We start from the raw sequence: 18857 nt of genomic DNA, 5'->3' as shown, positions 1-18857 counted from the left end.
TCACCGCACGAAACGGAGATGAACAGATGACAGCTCCCGAGATCGTCGAAACCTGGAACGGGCCCGGCAGAGCCGACGCCGCCCTCACCACGGTTCAACCGAGACACAACGGCGCGCATCCGGTGCCCGGGAGCCGAACGGGTTTCGAGCACTGGTACTTCGACGCGCACCTCGACGACGGACACACCATCATCGGCTTCCTGAACCTCCGGCGACCCGAGGAGCCGGCATTGGTCGCCAAACCCAGCGTCGAGATCTTGATCTACGCGCCCGACGGTACCCGCCGTCAGATCTTCACGCGATACTCCAAGAAGCAGGCCTCGGCATCCATTGCTCGATGCGACGTGAGAGTGGGACCCAATCACGCCTGGGCCGAATTCCCACCGGACGGTCTACCGATACATCATCTGTCGCTGTCCGAAGAGGACGTGACGTTCGATCTGCGGTTCCACAACGAGCTGCCCAGCTGGATGCCGGGCGAAGGCGAGACCCTCTTCGGTGGAACCGATGTGTTCGGTTGGGTTGTCGCTGCTCCCCGTGCACGTGTCGAGGGGTCGATCACGATCGGAGCAGAGACGAAGACCGTCACCGGACGGGGGTACGCCGACCACAATTGGGGCGCAGGCGACATGAAGAGCGTCATCGATCGGTGGCACTGGGGGCGCCTGTACGACGACGACTACTCCTTGCTCTACGCACTGGTCAAAACGAAGGAGCGACTCGGAGCGCACGAGAGCCGACCACTGATGCTGGCGTACAAGGGCGAGGTGATTCTCAGCTCCGGTGAAGCAGAGGTCTCGGAAGGGCCGATGAAGTACAACGCCGTCGCGAACCGCGCCTATCCGGAGTGGCTTCGGATCGAGATCCCCGGCGTGGTGAAGCTGATACTGACCGTCGACACGGTAGTTCATGCACACGATCTGCTGAGCGACGTACCCGTGGCCGGCCACAAAGCCGTCCGGCCGCTGCTGTATCGACTCGTCGGACACCCGGGATACTTCCGGTTCGATTCGACCTTCGAGCTCACCGTCACCCGGAACGGTACAACCGAAGTCCGGACGGGGAGGACATTGCACGAGCTCGTTGCGCTGAACTGATCGCCTCGCGTCACATGTGGCCGGAGATCGAATCGATGATGTCCGGCAGGGACATCGGCCGTCCGAGGTGGTAGCCCTGGGCCAGCTCGGCTCCGGACGCCGCTGCGACAGCCGACAACCTCGTGTCCCCCACCCCCTCGATGACCGCCGTGGTCTCCAGAGCGTGTGCGAGCCCCACCGCCGCTTCGAGTATGCGTTCTCCACGTGCGTCTTCGGCAGCGCGTTCGGTCAGCGAACGGTCGATTTTGATGATTCCCGGTTTCAGTTGGCCGAGCAGCTCCAAATTGGAGTAACCGGTACCGAAGTCGTCGATACTGATCGTTGCGCCCAGTCTCTGCAGAAGAGTGAGAACACCGAACGCGCGGTCACCGGGCGTGAGTGTGATCTGTTCCGTGACTTCGACGACGATTTTGTCGAAACCACCGGCCGGACGCCACGCCAGAAGTCTGTCCATCAGGTCGCGTTCACGCAGTTCGGTGGCTGACATGTTCACCGCTACGCGTGGATGGTCCGCACCGAACCGTGTGTGCAGTGTGTCGACGTCCTCGATGAGGCAGTCCAGTACGAGATGGCCGAGGGCGCGGAGTTGGCCGGTGTCGGCGGCGATGTCGATGAATTCGCTGGCACTGATCAGCTCGCCGTCTCGTCTCCACCGAACAAGAGCTTCGATCATCGCTGTATCGCCCGTGGCGATCGAACGAATCGGTTGGTAATACAGCTCGAAGTCGCGGGATCTCACTGCCGCTGAGAGCTGGTGGCGCACAGTTGCACGCGCGTCGGCATCGCGGTCCATCTCAGTAGTGAAGTAGATGTGTTGGTCGCGGCCGTTCTGCTTCGCGGAATACATCGCGACGTCTGCGTTGTGGAGCAACTCGTCAGCTGTGTTGCCGTCGGTCGGTTGTACGGCTATTCCGATGGACGCCGACACGAAGGCGTGGGAGTCGTCGACGACGATCGGCTCGCGTACGACGTTCAATATTCGGTGAACCAGGCTGTCGAGAGCATCGAGATCGTCTGCGCGACTGACGAGTATTGCGAACTCGTCACCCCCGAACCTGCCGATCAGGTTGTCCTTGCGAACTGCACCTTTCAAACGGTGTGCGACGACGCCGAGAACCAGATCACCGTTCCGGTGACCCAACCTGTCGTTGACTTCCTTGAATCCGTCGAGGTCGATCCACAGCACCGCCGATGGTTCGTTGCTCGCAGCGACCACATCCGTGGCACGGGAACGGAAGAACGTGCGCGTGAGAAGGCCGGTCTGCTGATCGAACTGTTCATGCGCGGCCAGTTCTGCACTCAGACGACGCAATCGGGAACTGTCCTGGACGACGACAACGGATCGGATCGGCCCGTCCCGGCGCCGTCGACGAACTCGACCGACGCCGGAATGGTGTGACCGTCCGCGCGAACCAGGGCACGATTCGTAGGTACCCGGTTCTCGTTCTCGTACTGGATCGACGGAACGAGACTGGACAGGGTGCGCCCTGCGAGCGCGTCGGCGGTGTATCCGGTCATAGCTTCGATCACGGGGCTCACCCGCTCGATCCGCCCCCGACCGTCGACGAGAAGCAAACCCAGGGACGAGTTGAGAAACAGGGACTCGATGAGCTTGGCTTGGCCGTCGACATGCACCGCGAGCTTCTGCTGCTCGGAAATGTCGAACGCGCTGCCCACGCGCACCGGTGGCGACCCGTCGGGTGGTTGCATGAAGGTGGCCGACTCGTCGATCCATCGGATCGTGCCGTCCGGTCGGATGATTCGGTACTGGATCTGCCAGCTCGGGTCCGTCGACGCGGAGACAGCGGCTACACGTTCGCGGTCGTCGGGGTGCACTGCGGCCAGGAGAAGCGAAGGGTCGGCGAGTACACGAGACCGGTCCAGACCGTACAACTCCTCGACCCGGCGGGTCAGGAGGGTCAACACTCCGGACGTATCGCGTTGCCAGACAAGTTCTCGAATGGACTCGGTGACTATTTCGAGGTTGGTCAATGCCCGTTCGCGTGCCCGCCGCTCGGCTGTGATGTCACTGACGTCGATCACCACCACGATCACGCCGAGGATCTCGCTGTTGTCTCCGCGGTAGGGCTGCGTCTGCATCAGCAAGTCACGCTGGTCGCTTTCGAGCTCGATGATGATCGAATCCCCGCCCAACGTTCTCTGTAACGCTTCGTCCAGTCCGGGAACGGCAATGGCGGTCGGGACCGCACCGAGAGTCCGTCCGATGTCAGACGGGATGAGGGAGAAGAGGCGAACCGCCAGTGGCGTGAAACGAGTGACGCGGAGGTCTCTGTCCAGCAGGATCAGGCCATTGGTGAGGGAACTCTGAATATTCTCCAGGTCGATGTTCGCACGAGTCAATTCGGTTCCACGCGTCGTGAGTTCTTGGTTCAGCGTCGTCAGCTCTTCGTTCGTCGCTTCGAGTTCTTCGTTCGACGCCTGTACCTCCTCGGACGACGCCTGCAGTTCCTCCGACGATGCCTGCAGTTCCTCGTTGAGGGCTTGCAGCTCTTCGTTGGCGGTACTGAGGTCCTCGACTGTCGCCTGAAGTGCGTCGTACACGGTTTCGAGTTCGTCGCTGAATTGAACTGCCGCTCCCACTGTTTCCGGAGCAAGTTCGCCGTGAAGGACTGGTTCGGATTCGAAAGCGACAATGGCACCGTCGCCACTGCTATCGGTGAGGGAGGAGCCGATCCGGGTGACCGATATCCGAGTAGTTGTTTCGTTGGATCGTATCGTTCGGGTCGTTGTTTTCGGTGCACTGTGCTGGACTTGACTGAGCATTGCACGAACCGTCGGGCGGTATTGCTCTTTCAGAAGGTCTACGACGCTGCCACTGTGGACGCCCTCGCTGATCGTGCACCACTGCGCGACATCGCCGACGACCTCGATGAGGATCGACCTGTCGTCGACGATCAGCGCAGACGGAACAACAGATTTGACGATGTCACGGTAGAACTCTCGATCGACGACGGAGGCGTGGGGCGAAACATCGACCTGCTCGGTTTGTTTCGGCGAGCGGGCGGCTGGAAAGACGCCGCGGAGTGGGAGGCCGAATACACGAGGATGCTGTCGCCTCCGATAGAGCCGGCGATCGGGGTCGACGACGGTGAATGCTTCATCCGTACGTGGAACGCGTTCACTCTGGCCGAGCAGAAGCAACCCCTTTGGGTTCAAGGCGAACTGGCACAGCTGCAGCACTTGCTCCTGCAGTCGCGGCTGAAAGTAGATCAGCGTGTTGCGGAGAGAGATCAGATCGAGATTGGGAAACGGCGGATCGAACGCTACATTGTGCCGAGCGAACACGATGCACTCGCGCAGCGCGGGAACAATTTCCACCATGCCGTCTACGGTGCGCGTCCACTGACGACGATAGCGGTCAGGAATCTCATCGGCCTCGATCGATGGGTATCTCCCCGCTCGTGCGACAGTCAGTGCTTGCTCGTCGAGGTCCGTGGCGAAGATCTTCACACGGCCCGACAGTTCGTCTGGCCCGATACCGAGAACGTCGGCAGTAAGCATTGCGACTGTGTAGGCCTCTTGCCCACTTGCACAGCCGGGCACCCAGATCCGGATTCGATCGGCTGATGCGTCGACGACTGTGTGCAGATGCTCACGGATACCGTCCCAGATGTCCGGGTCACGGAAGAACGCCGTCACTGTCACGAGAAGCGCCCTCGACAGTGACGTCGCCTCGGCGGGAGTGGCGCGTAGAAAACCGGCATACGCAGTCGCGCTTCCAATGTCCAGAAGGCGTTGTCGACGGGCTATCTGACGTCCCAGGGTGGAGGTCTTGTATCCCGAGAAGTCGAGCCCGGTTTCTGCATGCAATGCCTCGAGGACGTCATCGAGATGCGACGGGCTGAGATCGACGGCATCGGCCGGCTCGGCGGTGTGAAAATCACTGTTGTGCATCGACGCGGTGCTGTCGAGGCAGCGCTTCAGTTCCCGAGGTATGTCTTGCGCCGGTGCCTCGATATCCACCGATCCGGTTGCAAACGAGGCCGTCGGCATCGGATCGAAAGCTGCGGTTGCGAGCTCCTGAACCGCGACAAGACCGCCGGCTGACTCGATGGCCTCGACTCCTGATGCTCCGTCGCTCCCGGTCCCGGACAGGACGACGGCAACGGACCTGTCCTCGAACGCCCGTGCTGCCGAGATGAACAGATGATCGATGCTGGGCCACGGCCGAGTGTTCGCGCTGGGGACTTCGATCGCGAGGTGGTGAGCATCGACCGAGATGTCGTGGCCTGGCGGCGCGACGAACACTGTGTCCGCGCGGAGTCGATCTCCGTCCGCAGCTTCGACGACCTGCATGTCCGTCGTACGATCGAGGAGGTGAGCTAGCCCGCTGGATTCTGTCGGTGCCATGTGCTGAGCTACCACGACGCACCAGCCCAGGCCTACCTCGACTGCTCCGAGCATCGAGGTAAGCGCTTCGAGGCCACCAGCCGAACTACCGACAACGATCACCCGCAGCGCCGGCACCGCTTCATTCGAATCCTCGCGCACAAGGCTCCCCTTCGAACGACCACCCGACGGCCTTGCAGGGCCTAGAGTATGTCACTCTGCCACACGGAGACACTGCTGGTGTGGCGCGCGCACAATTACCTGAGCATGTTTTTCCTTCGCCCACCAGCGGACCACCCACTCTATGACCAGCATCACGATTACCGGATTCCCCTCCGGGCATATCCTTACCTTAGGTAATGAAATCGATGCCGATCACGGAGGGGAACTCGCGCATGACTTCCAGTACTGCCACAACCGCCACCGACCACGCATTACGACGCCGCTTCGCCGAACTCCATCGCACCGACGAGCAGTTCCGCTCGGCCGAACCCGATCACGGCGTCGCCGCGGCAGCCCTCGCGCTGAAGCCGAATCTGGCCGCAGTGGTCCAACAAGTCATGATCGGATACGGCGATCGACCAGCGCTCGGTCGGCGCGCCAGAACCATCGTCGACGGCGCGGCGTCCCTGCTCCCCTCCATCGACACGATCACCTACGCAGAGACATGGGACCGTGCAGGCGCAACGGCTGCCGCCCTCGTGCATGGCGAGAACCCGGTTCAGCCAGGTGATTTCGTCGCGACTCTCGGTTTCGCCAGTGTGGACTACGCGGTCGTCGAGCTTGCCACCGTGCGGCTCGGCGCCGTCGCGGTGCCACTGCAGGCCGGTGCGAGCGCCACGCAACTGATCGACATCGTCGCCGAGGTGGAGCCTGCCGTCATCGCAGCGGACAGCGAAAACCTCGCGGTGGCAATCGAGATCGCCCAGCAAAGCCCCTCGGTACACACCGTGATCGTTCTGGACCACGACGACCGTGTCGACGCCGACCGCGAGCGACTCACCGCCGCACGCGTGCTCGACGCCGTCTCACTCTCGACCCTCGCCGACGTGATCGAGCGAGGCCGAGCACAAGGGCCTTACCCACTCGTCGAATCCGACGATCCCGAGCGCCTCGCCACTCTGATCTACACCTCGGGCAGCACCGGAACGCCCAAGGGCGCGATCCACACCGAGGCCATCGTGACCGGCACATGGACGGGCGCCTGGCACAGCACGGGCTCGGAATCGGACTCCGACGCCGGTCCAGGATTTCCCGTGATCACCCTGGACTACCTGCCGATGAGCCACCTCGCCGGACGCGGTCTGGTGTTCTCCACCCTTGCTGCAGGTGGAACCGTCACCTTCGCGGGCTCGAGCGACCTGTCGACGCTGTTCGACGACTTCTCCCTGACACGGCCCACCCTGGCGCTTCTGGTCCCCCGGGTATGCGAGATGATTCGCCACACCGCGCTTGCGGAGATCGATCGCCGAGTCGACGCGGGCGCGGACCCGGCGACGGTCCGCGACGTCGTTCTGGGCGAATTCCGACGCGACACCTTCGGTGGCCGCGTGCTCGCCGCTGTCGTCGGCACTGCGCCCATCGCCACCGAGGTGAAGGACTTCGTCGCCGAGCTGCTCGACGCGCAGGTCCAGGACAACTACGGATCCACCGAAGCGGGAATGGTGTTGCACGACGGCGTCGTCCGTCGTCCGCCGGTCATCGACTACAAGCTCGACGACGTACCCGAGCTCGGATACTTCGTCACCGACACACCGCATCCTCGCGGCGAACTGCTGCTGAAGACCGAGTCCATCACGCCCGGTTACTACAAGCGTCCCGAGGTCACGGCCGAGATGTTCGACGCCGAGGGCTACTACCGCACAGGCGATGTCGTGGCTGAACTCGCGCCCGATCATCTCGCCTACGTGGACCGACGCAAGAACGTCCTCAAGCTCGCCCAGGGTGAATTCGTCGCACTTGCACGGCTCGAATCCGTCTTCGGTACCAGCGATCTGGTCGACCAGATCTTCGTCTACGGAAACAGTCAACGGTCCTACTTGCTCGCCGTGGTGGTACCCGCGCCCGGCGTCGACGACCCGGGATCCATCCTGGCGTCGCTTCAGACGATCGCGCGGGACGCAGGGTTGAACTCCTACGAGGTACCGCGCGAGGTGATCGTGGAGACCGAGTCGTTCACGCAGGACAACGGACTGTTGTCCGGTGCGGGAAAACAGTTGCGTCCCAAGCTCGTCGACCGATACGGCGCGACATTGGAAGCGCGCTACACCGAGCTGGAGGAATCGCAGTCCGGTCGACTTCGCGACCTGCGACGCCGCGGACCCGACGCGCCTGTGCTGGCGACCGTCGGCGATTCGGCGGTGGCACTGCTCGGCTGCGCGGGCACCGACGTGAGTCCCGACGTGCGCTTCGCCGATCTCGGGGGAGATTCTCTGTCCGCCTTGACCTTCTCGAACCTTTTGAGGGACATCTTCGACATCGAGGTCCCCGTCGGAGTGATCACCGGTCCCTCGACCGACCTGAGGGGAATCGCCGACTACATCTCCGCACGCCAGGACTCCGATACGGATGCGGTGACGTTCGATTCGGTGCACGGACGCGGTGCGACGGTGGTGAAGGCATCCGATCTGACCCTCGATGCGTTCCTGTCCGCCGACGCACTGAAAGCTGCGCAGGACGCCGAGCGGCCGCGCCCGACGACGCGCACGGTCTTACTGACCGGGGCCAACGGTTACCTCGGCAGATTCCTGGCACTGGAATGGTTGGAACGCATGGCGGATGTGGGCGGCACCGTCGTCTGCCTCGTCCGGGGCCGCGACGCCGCCGACGCACGCGCGCGCCTCGATGCAGCGTTCGACTCGGGAGATGCGGAACTGTCCGCCAGGTATCGAGCCCTCGCCTACGCCGCACTCGAAGTCGTCGCAGGCGACATCGGTGAAAGCCGGCTCGGACTCGACGAGAACACATGGAACTCGTTGGCCACGCGGGTCGATCGCATCGTGCACCCCGCCGCTCTGGTCAACCATGCACTCCCCTACCCGCACATGTTCGGCCCGAACGTTGTCGGTACGGCCGAGATAGTGCGACTGGCCACCCACCACCACCTCAAGCCTGTCACGTACCTTTCCACCGTGGCCGTTGCGGCGGGCGTCGACGAATTCGTCGAGAACGGCGACATTCGGGTGGAAAGCAGCTCGCGCAGCGTCGACGAGTCGTACGCCAACGGCTACGGCACCTCGAAGTGGGCAGGTGAGGTTCTTCTGCGCAATGCTTTCGACGATCTCGGACTTCCCGTGACGGTGTTCCGATCGGACATGATCCTCGCGCACAGTACGTGGTCCGGACAGTTGAACGTCCCCGACGTGTTCACCCGACTGGTGCTGTCGATCGCAGCGACGGGCATCGCACCGAACAGCTTCTACCGCAGCGACACCGGAGCGCCGCTCGACGACGCAGGCCGCCCCCGCGCGCACTACGACGGCCTTCCCGCCGACTTCAGTGCCGCCGCGATCACCGCACTGGGAGGTGACACCGTCGACGGATACACCACCTACGACGTACTCAATCCGCACGACGACGGCATCTCGCTCGACACGTTCGTCGACTGGATGATCGAGTCCGGCAGGAGTATCCAGCGTATCGAGGATTACGACGAGTGGTTTGCGAAGTTCTCCGCTGCCATCGACGAGTTGCCCGAACCGCAGAGGTCGCGATCGCTGCTCCCCCTCCTACATGCATACGAACACCCGGACGTCCCCGCCGCGGGGTCTCATCTTCCCGCCGACGTCTTCCGCACCGCGGTCCGAGAAGAGTCCGACGACATCCCGCACCTGGATCGGGCGTTGATCGAGAAGTACCTCAGCGATCTCGAACAGTTGGGCCTTCTCGCCCCCGTGTGAGCTGTCGGTAAACAGGCTTTGCACCCGTTCGGCACTTCACTGCCGGTCGGACTGCTCTCGGGATAGATCCGGCGCAAAGAGAGAGCCCCTGATCCGCGATAACTCGCAGATCAGGGGCTCTCTTCTGTGCGCCCGAAGGGATTCGAACCCCTAACCTCTTGATCCGTAGTCAAGTGCTCTATCCGTTGAGCTACGGGCGCATGTTATTCAGTTGGTCTTGCTGGCCGGTAGAACTCTACCAACCGTGGCGGAGGCGAGAGGATTTGAACCTCCGGACCCGGTGAAGGGTCAAGTCATTAGCAGTGACTCCCATTCGGCCGCTCTGGCACGCCTCCTAGGCTGCCGGCCCTCTCGGACCGCCGAGGAAGAAGATTACACATGCCTACGCGGTTAACGCAAAACGGCTGGTCAGCGAAGGAATGAGTCGAACCAGTCGAAGATTCGGGTCTGCGCTTCGACGAGGGCAGCCGCCGTCGGATCCCCGTCCTCGGCGCTGCCGGGTGACGGCGGCGCGTCGGCGCGGTGACCGAGGCCGCCGTAGCTGACGACGTTGGTTGCCACGGATGCCTTCGTCGCCGCCTCCCGGAGGCTCTCGATGTGCTCGGGTGGGGTCTTGGGGTCGTTCTCGCCGTACAGGCCGAGCCACGGCGCCTGAAGCGACGGGGCGGCTTCGACGAGCGCGACGGCGTCGTCGTTCAGCGGCTCGAGAATGCCGGCTGCGGCCACGCTGACGGCTGCCCCGATGGGACGGTTGGTCGCGACGATCAGGGCGGCGGTCCCGGCGTCGTCGAACCCGATGACGCCGACGCAGTCCGGATAGACGCCTCTGGTGGTGAGCCAGTCGAAGGTGGCGTCGAAGTCGGCGAAGAGGTTCTCACCGAATACTTCGTCGCCGTCGGTGTCGGCGTCGCGGTGGAAGAGGTCCGGCGCTACGGCCAACCAGCCCTCCAGCGCGAGGGCACGCAACAGGTCCAGCAGCGACGCCGGGATCTCGCGGGATTCGTGCAGGACGACGATGCCGCCGCGCACACTGCCTTCGGGCTCGATGGCGGTGAGGGGGACTTTCTGCTGCACCGCAGGTGGTTGCTCGGTGTCGGCTTCCACCACACCGGGGTCGACATCGATTCGGAGCACTGCCACATCCGTGAAGATTCCCGACATGAACCCAAACTAGTGCGCTCGTGCGGCGCTCGCATCAATACCGGCGGACACGCAGAAAATGCACATGAACGCCGAGCGCATAATGTGAGCCGTGACTGCTCGCATACGCACCGACCTCGACGCCATCCCCGCCTACGTACCCGGCCGCAACTTCCCCGGGGCGATCAAGCTGGCCAGCAACGAGACCACTCAGGGGCCGCTGCCGAGCGTTCAGGCGAAGATCCTCGAAGCCGCAGCGGGTGTCAACCGCTACCCGGACATCCTGGCCACCGAACTTGTCGCAGCCCTCGCCTCGCAGTTGAAGGTCGCACCGGAGAACGTCGCGGCAGGCAACGGCTCCGTCGCACTGTGCCAGGAGGTCGTCCAGATCACCTGCGAACCGGGCGACGAAGTGGTGTTCGCGTGGCGTTCGTTCGAGGCGTACCCGATCATCACCCGCGTCGCTGGAGCGACACCCGTGCAGGTACCGCTCGACGAGAACCATGTCCACGACCTGGACGCGATGCTCGCGGCGATCACCGACCGCACCCGCGTGATGTTCGTCTGCAACCCCAACAACCCGAGCGGCACGGTGGTCCGTCGTTCGAAACTGGAGCACTTCCTCGACGCCGTGCCCGCGCACGTCCTGGTCGTGCTCGACGAGGCGTATTTCGAGTACGCCCGCGAGAACCCCGAAGGCGAATACACCGATGGAGTCGAATTGGCGCGCGGCCGTCGCAACGTGCTGGTTCTGCGCACGTTCTCCAAGGCCTACGGGCTCGCCGGGCTCCGCGTGGGCTATGCCGTCGGCGATCCCTCGATCATCACCGCCCTCGGCAAGGTGCGCATCGCGTTCGCCGTCAATTCCGTTGCACAGCAGGCGGCACTGGCATCACTGGCGGCCAAGGACGAGCTTCTGGCGCGCACCGACACTCTGGTCGCCGAACGCGAGCGGGTGCGAAACGCTCTGATCGAATTGGGTTACGACGTCGCTCGTTCCGACGCGAACTTCGTGTTCCTGCCGCTGGGTGACCGATCCGGCACCTTCGCGCAAGGGTCGGCCGAGGCCGGAGTCCTGTTGCGTGCCTACGGAAACGACGGCGTGCGGATCACCATCGGTGATCCGCACGAGAACGACGCTTTCCTGAAATACGCGGCGACCGCGGCTTTCTAGAGTCCCAGGGCCCGCTCGAGCGTCGGCCAGGACTCACGTAGGTCGTCCTGCCAGTAGACCCACTGGTGGATGCCGTAGGGGCGGTATACGACGGTCGCGTCGATGTCGAGCGAGCGCAGCCGGGTATCGAACAGAGTGGTGCAGTACAGCGCGGCAGCTTCGAGCGGACCGCCCTGTGCTGCCACCTCCAATCCGCTTCCACCGGGGCCGAGCTCGTAGGGACCGGGCAGCCCGGTGCCGACGGAGATGTAGACGTCCTTGCCGCGCAATGCTTCTGCGTTACGTGACGGATCGTGCTCGACCCAGCGGAGGTCGGCGTTTTCGCCCCACATGTTGGTTGCGTTGCCGCCGTTCATCGCGACGGTCGCACGAACGGCGTCCTTCAGGTTGTTCTGCGAGTTGTCGTAGCACCCGCTGAGCCCTGCGACGCCGGTGTAGAGATCCGGATGACGGGTGATGAGGTCCATCGCGGCCTGCGCGCCCATCGAGACACCGGCGATGGCGTTGGTGCCGTTACCGGAAAAACGCGCGTCGATCAGCGGCGGGAGCTCCTGCGTCAGGAACGTCTCCCACATGTTCACGCCGAGGATGGGGTCCGGAACGTTCCAGTCGGTGTAGTAGCTGCTCGAACCACCAACCGGGAGAACCACATTGGCGTTCTTGTTGGCGAAGAAGTCGACGATGTCGGTCTTCTGCGTCCACGTGCTCTCCGCGTAGTTGGATTCCTTGCCTGCGCTGACGCCGTCGAGCACGTACAGCGTGGGACGCGAGACGGCTTGGGCGGCAGGAAGCAGAACCTGAACTTGAACGATCTTGCCCATCGAGGGCGAATCCACGAAGACCGCGGCACGACGATCGGTCAACATCTCGACCTTGTCGATGCGAGCTGACTTGGCGGGGGAAGTCTGCGAGAACGGTGCCGGGGCCCCCTCGGAGCTACCGGTCCCGGGGAGCGGCTGGGCAGACACCACACCGGACCCGAGTATCGACAAGGCGATACCGGTTCCGAGCGCTGCCAGAACACGACGGTGCATTACTGATCCATCCTCCCCCGTTGCCCCGTCTCCGGCGCAACACGAACAACATCTGTTCCACAAGGTAACTCACCGGTAGGCAGCCGTGCCGCGAGCTGTGGTTCCGCTCACAATAGTCGTAAGGAGGGTCGTACAAAAGTTCTACGAGTTGTTTGGGACTCGTCCCAAAGGCCGCATGAGCAGGGCCGCAGCGAGGAAACACACGGCGCCTGCGAGTGTTCCAAGATTTGCCATCGACGCGTTCTCCGGATCCCCGGTCGCAGGTCTGACGAACGCCCCCACCGCCGAAATTCCGAACGCGACCGACCCGACCATGTTCAACCACGTGCTCCGCCAGTTGCGCGCATGCGGATCCCACAATTTGTCCGTTTCGGTGGTCGCCACGACCGCGAGCGCGCTCGCGACGAGAAATGCCGCCGAGCCGAACACGTCGGGACGCCACACCCACTTGTCGGCTTGAGCCGCCGTCAACCCGGCAACCAGTGCGACACCAGTGCTCACGTTGAACAGAACGGTACCCACGAACTGCACCGCAGCCGCCCACCAGTCGAAGTGCTCCACCTTCTCCGACTCCGAACCGGGTACCGGGCGCCCACTGAGCCTCAACGCGATGAAACCCGACGCGGTGAAGAGCAACGAACCCACGAAGTAGGTGACGTTGTCGACGTCGACTCCTACCCAGTGCCCATACGCAGGCACCGCGGCCAACCCGAACAGCAGCGAACCGACGACGAATCCCCATGACTCTCGCCGCAGCCCCTGCACGTTCACCGGCCGATTGTCGCGATCTCCGCCCGCGCCGTCCTCACCCGTCGGGGATGGTTATCCGCGACCCGTCTCGCCCTGCAGTTTGTCGATCATCTCCGACGCCTGCGCCTTGGTCAGATCAGCCGGCACTTCCTCGCCCGCTTCCTGCGCCAGCGTGTTCAAGTAGCTTTCCTGCGGCCCGGTGATCGGCTCGTCACCGGTCACCCACTGGTCGGGGTCCTTCTCGGGGTTCTGGTTGACCTGCTCTTTTTCGCTCATACGTTCGTATACGCACGATCGTCGGATCCCAAACTCATTCGCGCAGATGATTGACCGTTTGATCACCCCTGTCCGACGATTGAAACCCCCCTCAGCTCAGGAGCCACACCTATGACCGGCAAGACCTCCATGCTCGCCCGCCTCGGACTGGGCGGTATCGCCCTCGCTGCCACGATGGCCGTCAGCCCAGCCGTCGCATCCGCCGATCCCGTCGCAGACTTCCTCTGCAACTCCGGTTCGTCGCAGTTCTGCCCCGTGTTCGTACAGCCGGCTCCCGCGCCGCGTGTCGCTCCCGCACCTCCGCCTGCCCCCGCCCCCCAGGCCGCACCCCGGCCACAGTCCGCGTTCCAGTACAAGAATTGCACCGAGGCACGCGACGCAGGCGCCGCCCCCGTCTACCGCGACGAATACGGTTACGGCCCGCACCTCGACCGCGACAACGACGGCATCGGCTGCGAATAACCCCACGAGTTCGCACTTGTGCAGCTTTTAGGCTGCGTTTTGCCTGCACAAGTGCGAACTGGGTACCGTCGGTCGGTGAGACGACGGCAGCAACCCCCGTTGCCGAAAAGGCACGGCCTGGATCCAGCCCGGGTGCGGATGCCGGAAGACGGCCGCTGGGTGACCGTGCGTGAATTTCTCGTCGCAACCGAAGCGCGGATGTCACCGGACCGCATCGACGAGATGCTCGACGCCGATGCCGTCGTCGACATGCAGGGTCCTGTAAGCCGCGACGCCTCGTACGCCCCGGGCGAGGCCGTCTGGTTCCACCGCGATCTTCCGGTCGAATCCGTTGTCCCGTTCGACATCCCCATCGTCCATCGCGACGACACGATCCTGGTGATCGACAAACCCCACTTCCTGCCGACCATCCCGCGCGGCGGCCACATTCTGCAGACAGCATTGGTGCGGTTGCGCCAGGAATTGGCTCTGCCGCAACTGATTCCGGCGCACCGATTGGATCGCGTCACTGCAGGTCTCGTGCTGTTCGTGATCGATCCGAGCGCACGCGGCCCTTACCAGACTCTGTTCCAGGACCGAAAAGTCCGCAAGGTCTACGAGGCGGTGGCCGGTTACCTTCCGGCACTGCACTTTCCGCGTGAAGTATCGAGCCGCATCGTCAAGGAGAAGTACGACTTCGCCGCCCGAGAGGTCTCCGGCGAGCCCAACGCGCACACCACCATCGAACTCGTCGCCCACCGTGATGAACTGGGACACTACCGTCTTCACCCGACGACAGGACGTACCCATCAGCTACGGCTGCACATGAACTCGATGGGGATCCCCATCGTCGGCGACGATCTTTATCCGCGTCCCACCGACCGAGCCGTCGACGACTTCACCGAGCCATTGCAACTCCTGGCCTCGGAGATGGAGTTCACCGACCCGCTGACCGGAGAACGCAGGCAATTTCACTCAGCTCGACGCCTGGACCACGCGCTGACGTGACGACCGACAAATTCTCGCTGAAGGGGTGGCGGTACAGCTCAGTGTGGATCGACCACAACAGATGCGGGATGTCGGTCCGCGTCTCGATCGCCGCGTTGCAACTCGTCGCGCACCCGCTTCACCCGAATTCCCGAACCATATAAAGATCGGAAATCTTCAAGACCGACAACCCATCGGCTGAATCGCTGTGAGTTCTAGCTGGCGTCGGCGTGTTAGCCTGCTGGCGATATGGCGCTGGTTCGATCGCGCCGATGGATTCGCTGGGGGGCGAGAAGTGGGCGAACTGCTGGCAGTCGATCTCGAAGGGCTTCGAGCGCTCGGTAGAACACTCGCCGCTACGGCGAGTGCGATGAACGCAATCAGCGTCACGGCGACGGTCACGATGCCGGGTTCGCCGATCGCCCCGGCCTCGGAGCAGAGCACCAAGACCACGGCCGACGCGTACACCCGCATCGCCGGCAACGTCGCCGAGATGTCGGCAACGTGCCAGTACAACGCCACGACCTACGAGGGCGTCGACGAGGCGTTCAGTTCTCAGCTGACGCGCTACGACGCCGGGTCCGCGCGGTGACCACCATCGCGCACGTGCGGGGTTGCCAACCGAGCTCGATGCTCGACTACGCCACGTCCCTACTGGCGTCGAACAGTACGTTCACCGATCAGATCCTCCGGATGGATCGTGCGGTCGACGCAGCGATGAACACATGGCAGGGGGAGGCGGCAGCAGCCGCGTCGGCGCACAGTCTGTCGGAGAGCCTCGCCGCCTCGCACATCGACACGGCCGTCATCGCCATCGCCGAAGCGCACGCCTCCCACGGAGGAATACTCGACGGCATCCGCATGTCCCTGTTGGCCATCGTGGACCTCGAGGCACCCGGTGCCGGTATGACGGTGTTCGACGACGGCACCGTGACGGCCCCGACTGTTCCACTCGGTAGCGCTGTAGTTGTCTCGATGCTCCTGCAGAGCACACTGGACGCGCAGGCCGACGCCGTCGAGGTACGCATCAAGGCACTTCTCGTTCAGTTCCGAGAAGCCGAAATGCAAGCGGCGCAAGCAATTCGAGTAGCGCAAGAGCGTCTCGACGCGACCGGATCGCCCGGGGCTGCAGCCATCAGCCCGGTCGTATCGGACATCGTCAGCGGCAAGACCTCGCTGCCGTCGGACCCGGCGCAGTTGCACGAGTTGTGGTCCACGTTGTCCCCGGCCGACAAGGATGCGCTGTTCGCTCACGACAACTACATCGGCAACCGCGACGGCCTCCCCGTCGTCGATCGTGATCACTACAACCGAATCGAACTCGACGACGAGTTGACCCGCGCCGAGGCCTGCGATCCGACCGTGTCGAATCGGCTCGAGGACCTACAGGCCGTCCGGGACACCGTCGAGAAAGACCCCAACCGGATGCTGATGCTCCTCGATACTCGGTCGGGTGCGCAGACCCACGCGGCGGTGGCGGTCGGAAACCCGGACACCGCAGAGCACGTGTCCGTCACCACGCCGGGTTTGAATACCACCGTCGGCGGTGCCATCGGTGCCATGACCGACGAAGGCCAACAGATGAAGACGAACGCGGAGAAGCAACTCGACAACATACCGGGCCATGCGGGCGAAACGGTGTCGACCATCGCCTGGATCGGGTACGACGCACCACAACTCGACAAAGACAACTACTTCTCCGAGGAGAGCATTGCGGGGGCAATCCAGGTGGCGCAACCATGGAACGCGCAGGCAGCCGCGCCCGACCTGTCGCAGTTCTACGAGGGCATCGACGCGTCGAACCACGACGGCGACCCACATCTGACGGCTGTCGGGCATTCGTACGGGTCGTTCACCACCGGGCTCGCGCTCCAAGAGACTCCCGAGGGAATCGTCGACGATGTGATGGTCTACGGGTCCCCCGGCCTTGGTACCGGCCATGACTTCGTCGACAGCAGCCTCGACAAGCTCAACATCGCACCCGGGCACGCGTACGAGATGACCGCGCACGACGATCCCGTCGCGCACATGAACCGCTTCGGATGGAGTCCTGGTTACATGTCCGAATTCACCCACCTCGACACCGATGCGACGACCACCGCCGACGGAGTGGCGCGCCAAGGAGCGACAGGGCACAGCGAGTACCCGAGGTCGGGCGACAACGGCGAATTGCGTACCTCCGGTTACAACACCGCCGTTGTCATCGCCGGTCTGGCCGATGTGCCGGGCCAGCTCGTGACCGGTGACTCGGCAATGAAAACCGGAGGTATCGACATTCTCGACGGCCTGGTCGGCCTGACCCGATGATGCGCAAGAGACGAACGACCGGTACCCGATCACGACGGTGGATGACGGCATTGACCGTCGCCTCAGTCCTTACGTTGGCAGGATGTGGATCAGACGTGCTCGACAACCCGTACGAAAAATCCGACCCGGCCGTGACGACGGACTCAGCCGCAATCCTGGAGACGTTGCCGTCGCTCGAGGACACCGAAGTGCAGCTCGAGAGTGCCGTCGTGCAGATCGGAGCATTCGTGGACACCCTGGTGCCCGGCATGGGGTGGACCTGGATACGCGAGCGAAGTGTCGGCGGCTGCGGCCGGCCGTTCGATGGGACCGACGGTGACGATGTCCAACTGAAGAACTATGTGTCGGAGGGGCCGATCCCGGATGCGGTATGGCCGCAGGTGTTCGAGTTCGCCACACGTGTCGCCGCGGCTGCGGGCGCGACCAAGGTTCAGACATTCCACGACGATCCGGACAACCACGAAGTCCGCTTCTACAGCCCGGAACGAACGGCCATCTTCATCGGCAGCCGAGGTGCCGTAATTTCGGCGAGCACGGGATGTCGCCTGCCACAGGCGAAGATGTCGGGGGCGCAGGCTCCGGTCACGCCGACCCCGTGATCGTCTGCGCATCGAGGGAGTCCAGGTGACGATGTCGAGCAGTGAATTCGACGAGTTGGGCGCGAAAGTGCAACGCGCACAATCGGTTGCGCGCGAGATTCGTGGTGTCGGCAGGGTCGGTGATATCGCCGTCGAGGTCGACGCCGAGAACCGACTCGTCGCACTGCATCACCCAGATGCCGACCTAATCCTGGCTGCGTACCGAGCCGCGCTACTCGACAAGCAGCCACAGTTGGACAAGGCGATGCGGGATCTTCTCAGCGACCCCGATGCCCAGGCAATAGCCTCGTTCGTCGATAGCTACGCCGCCCGCACACAGGCTGAACCGGCGCAGACTCTCGAGGTCGACGACATGTACTTCCAAAGCATCCGACAGGATCCGCTCGGTCGGGATCGGTGAACGGCGACTTACTGCAAGCACTCAGCATTGGAACTCGTGACACACGCCGTCCGATCGCAAGGACCGTCGTACCAACGTAAGTACGAAGCAAGGTCCAGGCTAACTACACTCACCTCGTATCGGATGTCCCCAAGCGCCACTATATCCACGCCTTGTCGCAACGCTATGGCACGATCCGACTGAGGACGTGTCACATATGTGTCGTACCGGCGTACGGCTAAATGAGTCGATGCCGGGGGCGGTTAGTCGAAACCGCCCCTGACATGCTGCGGAAGCGGAGGGATTTGAACCCCCGGACGCTTTTGGACGTCTCTCGCTTTCAAGGCGAGTGCATTGGGCCGCTCTGCCACGCTTCCATCGTCTACTGACGAAAGACGATCCTAAACGGTTCTGCTGGCCCGGG

General features: G+C 63.4%; 15 protein-coding genes and 3 tRNA genes. 9 read left to right on the top strand and 9 right to left on the bottom strand.

Features of this window, described 5'->3' with window-relative positions; genetic code table 11:
- Window positions 1–26: 26 nt before the first annotated feature.
- Window positions 27–1097 (top strand): lipocalin-like domain-containing protein, encoded by a 1071-nt coding sequence (locus H292_RS0114200; protein ID WP_230620982.1) that lies wholly within the window; start codon window positions 27–29, stop codon window positions 1095–1097.
- Window positions 1098–1107: 10 nt separating this feature from the next.
- Here H292_RS0114200 and H292_RS0114195 read toward each other — a convergent pair whose 3' ends face one another.
- Window positions 1108–2409, bottom strand: coding sequence for a putative bifunctional diguanylate cyclase/phosphodiesterase (locus H292_RS0114195; RefSeq protein WP_020111832.1), 1302 nt, complete (start codon window positions 2407–2409; stop codon window positions 1108–1110).
- Window positions 2397–5570, bottom strand: a complete 3174-nt coding sequence (locus H292_RS0114190) for a chemotaxis protein CheB (protein ID WP_442978565.1) — start codon at window positions 5568–5570, stop codon at window positions 2397–2399. The genes H292_RS0114195 and H292_RS0114190 overlap by 13 nt, the downstream gene beginning before the upstream one ends.
- A gap of 236 nt (window positions 5571–5806) precedes the next feature.
- On the opposite strand from H292_RS0114190, the gene car reads away from it, so the two are divergent.
- Complete coding sequence (gene car, locus H292_RS0114180; protein WP_020111830.1) at window positions 5807–9346, top strand: carboxylic acid reductase; 3540 nt, start codon at window positions 5807–5809, stop codon at window positions 9344–9346.
- A gap of 127 nt (window positions 9347–9473) precedes the next feature.
- Here car and H292_RS0114175 read toward each other — a convergent pair.
- From H292_RS0114175 to H292_RS0114165, 3 genes are all read right to left on the bottom strand, one after another.
- Window positions 9474–9546, bottom strand: a tRNA-Arg gene (locus H292_RS0114175).
- A 45-nt stretch (window positions 9547–9591) separates the two neighbouring features.
- A tRNA-Ser gene (locus tag H292_RS0114170) sits at window positions 9592–9681 on the bottom strand.
- A gap of 73 nt (window positions 9682–9754) precedes the next feature.
- A complete protein-coding gene (locus H292_RS0114165) occupies window positions 9755–10507 on the bottom strand; it encodes a dienelactone hydrolase family protein (RefSeq protein ID WP_019667536.1) in 753 nt (250 codons plus the stop codon).
- Window positions 10508–10598: 91 nt separating this feature from the next.
- Here H292_RS0114165 and hisC point away from each other — a divergent pair, with 91 nt between their 5' ends.
- Window positions 10599–11660 (top strand): histidinol-phosphate transaminase, encoded by a 1062-nt coding sequence (gene hisC, locus H292_RS0114160; protein ID WP_020111829.1) that lies wholly within the window; start codon window positions 10599–10601, stop codon window positions 11658–11660.
- On the opposite strand, the gene H292_RS0114155 is transcribed toward hisC, so the two are convergent.
- The 3 genes from H292_RS0114155 to H292_RS0114145 form a co-directional block, all read right to left on the bottom strand.
- Window positions 11657–12694 (bottom strand): alpha/beta hydrolase, encoded by a 1038-nt coding sequence (locus tag H292_RS0114155; RefSeq protein ID WP_019667534.1) that lies wholly within the window; start codon window positions 12692–12694, stop codon window positions 11657–11659. The genes hisC and H292_RS0114155 overlap by 4 nt on opposite strands.
- A 141-nt stretch (window positions 12695–12835) precedes the next feature.
- Entirely contained in the window at window positions 12836–13465 is a 630-nt protein-coding gene (locus H292_RS0114150; RefSeq protein WP_020111828.1) for a YrhK family protein, read from the bottom strand.
- Window positions 13466–13516: 51 nt separating this feature from the next.
- The gene (locus H292_RS0114145; protein WP_019667532.1) at window positions 13517–13720 is read right to left on the bottom strand and encodes a DUF3072 domain-containing protein; all 204 of its coding nucleotides are present in this window, start codon (window positions 13718–13720) and stop codon (window positions 13517–13519) included.
- A gap of 111 nt (window positions 13721–13831) precedes the next feature.
- Here H292_RS0114145 and H292_RS0114140 point away from each other — a divergent pair, with 111 nt between their 5' ends.
- From H292_RS0114140 to H292_RS0114110, 6 genes are all read left to right on the top strand, one after another.
- Window positions 13832–14182: an excalibur calcium-binding domain-containing protein gene (locus tag H292_RS0114140; protein ID WP_019667531.1), complete on the top strand. Its 351-nt coding sequence runs from the start codon at window positions 13832–13834 to the stop codon at window positions 14180–14182.
- 75 nt (window positions 14183–14257) lie between these two features.
- The gene (locus H292_RS0114135; protein WP_196250053.1) at window positions 14258–15169 is read left to right on the top strand and encodes a pseudouridine synthase; all 912 of its coding nucleotides are present in this window, start codon (window positions 14258–14260) and stop codon (window positions 15167–15169) included.
- A gap of 274 nt (window positions 15170–15443) precedes the next feature.
- The gene (locus tag H292_RS0114125; RefSeq protein ID WP_019667528.1) at window positions 15444–15740 is read left to right on the top strand and encodes a hypothetical protein; all 297 of its coding nucleotides are present in this window, start codon (window positions 15444–15446) and stop codon (window positions 15738–15740) included.
- The gene (locus H292_RS0114120; RefSeq protein WP_020111826.1) at window positions 15737–17455 is read left to right on the top strand and encodes an alpha/beta hydrolase; all 1719 of its coding nucleotides are present in this window, start codon (window positions 15737–15739) and stop codon (window positions 17453–17455) included. Before H292_RS0114125 ends, H292_RS0114120 begins: the two co-directional genes overlap by 4 nt.
- A 95-nt stretch (window positions 17456–17550) precedes the next feature.
- Complete coding sequence (locus tag H292_RS0114115; RefSeq protein WP_230620985.1) at window positions 17551–18054, top strand: LppA family lipoprotein; 504 nt, start codon at window positions 17551–17553, stop codon at window positions 18052–18054.
- A 31-nt stretch (window positions 18055–18085) separates the two neighbouring features.
- Window positions 18086–18454 carry a hypothetical protein gene (locus H292_RS0114110; protein WP_020111824.1) on the top strand — a complete coding sequence of 123 codons (369 nt, stop codon included), beginning with the start codon at window positions 18086–18088 and terminating at the stop codon, window positions 18452–18454.
- Between the two features lie 269 nt (window positions 18455–18723).
- Here the strand turns inward: H292_RS0114110 and H292_RS0114105 are convergent.
- Window positions 18724–18810 (bottom strand) — tRNA-Ser (locus H292_RS0114105).
- Between the last annotated feature and the right edge of the window lie 47 nt (window positions 18811–18857).

Source organism: Rhodococcus sp. 114MFTsu3.1 (assembly GCF_000383555.1).
Taxonomy (GTDB): Bacteria; Actinomycetota; Actinomycetes; order Mycobacteriales; family Mycobacteriaceae; genus Rhodococcoides; species Rhodococcoides fascians_E.
Note: the sequence above shows the minus strand (reverse complement) of the source record. Positions and strands in the feature narration are given on the sequence as shown.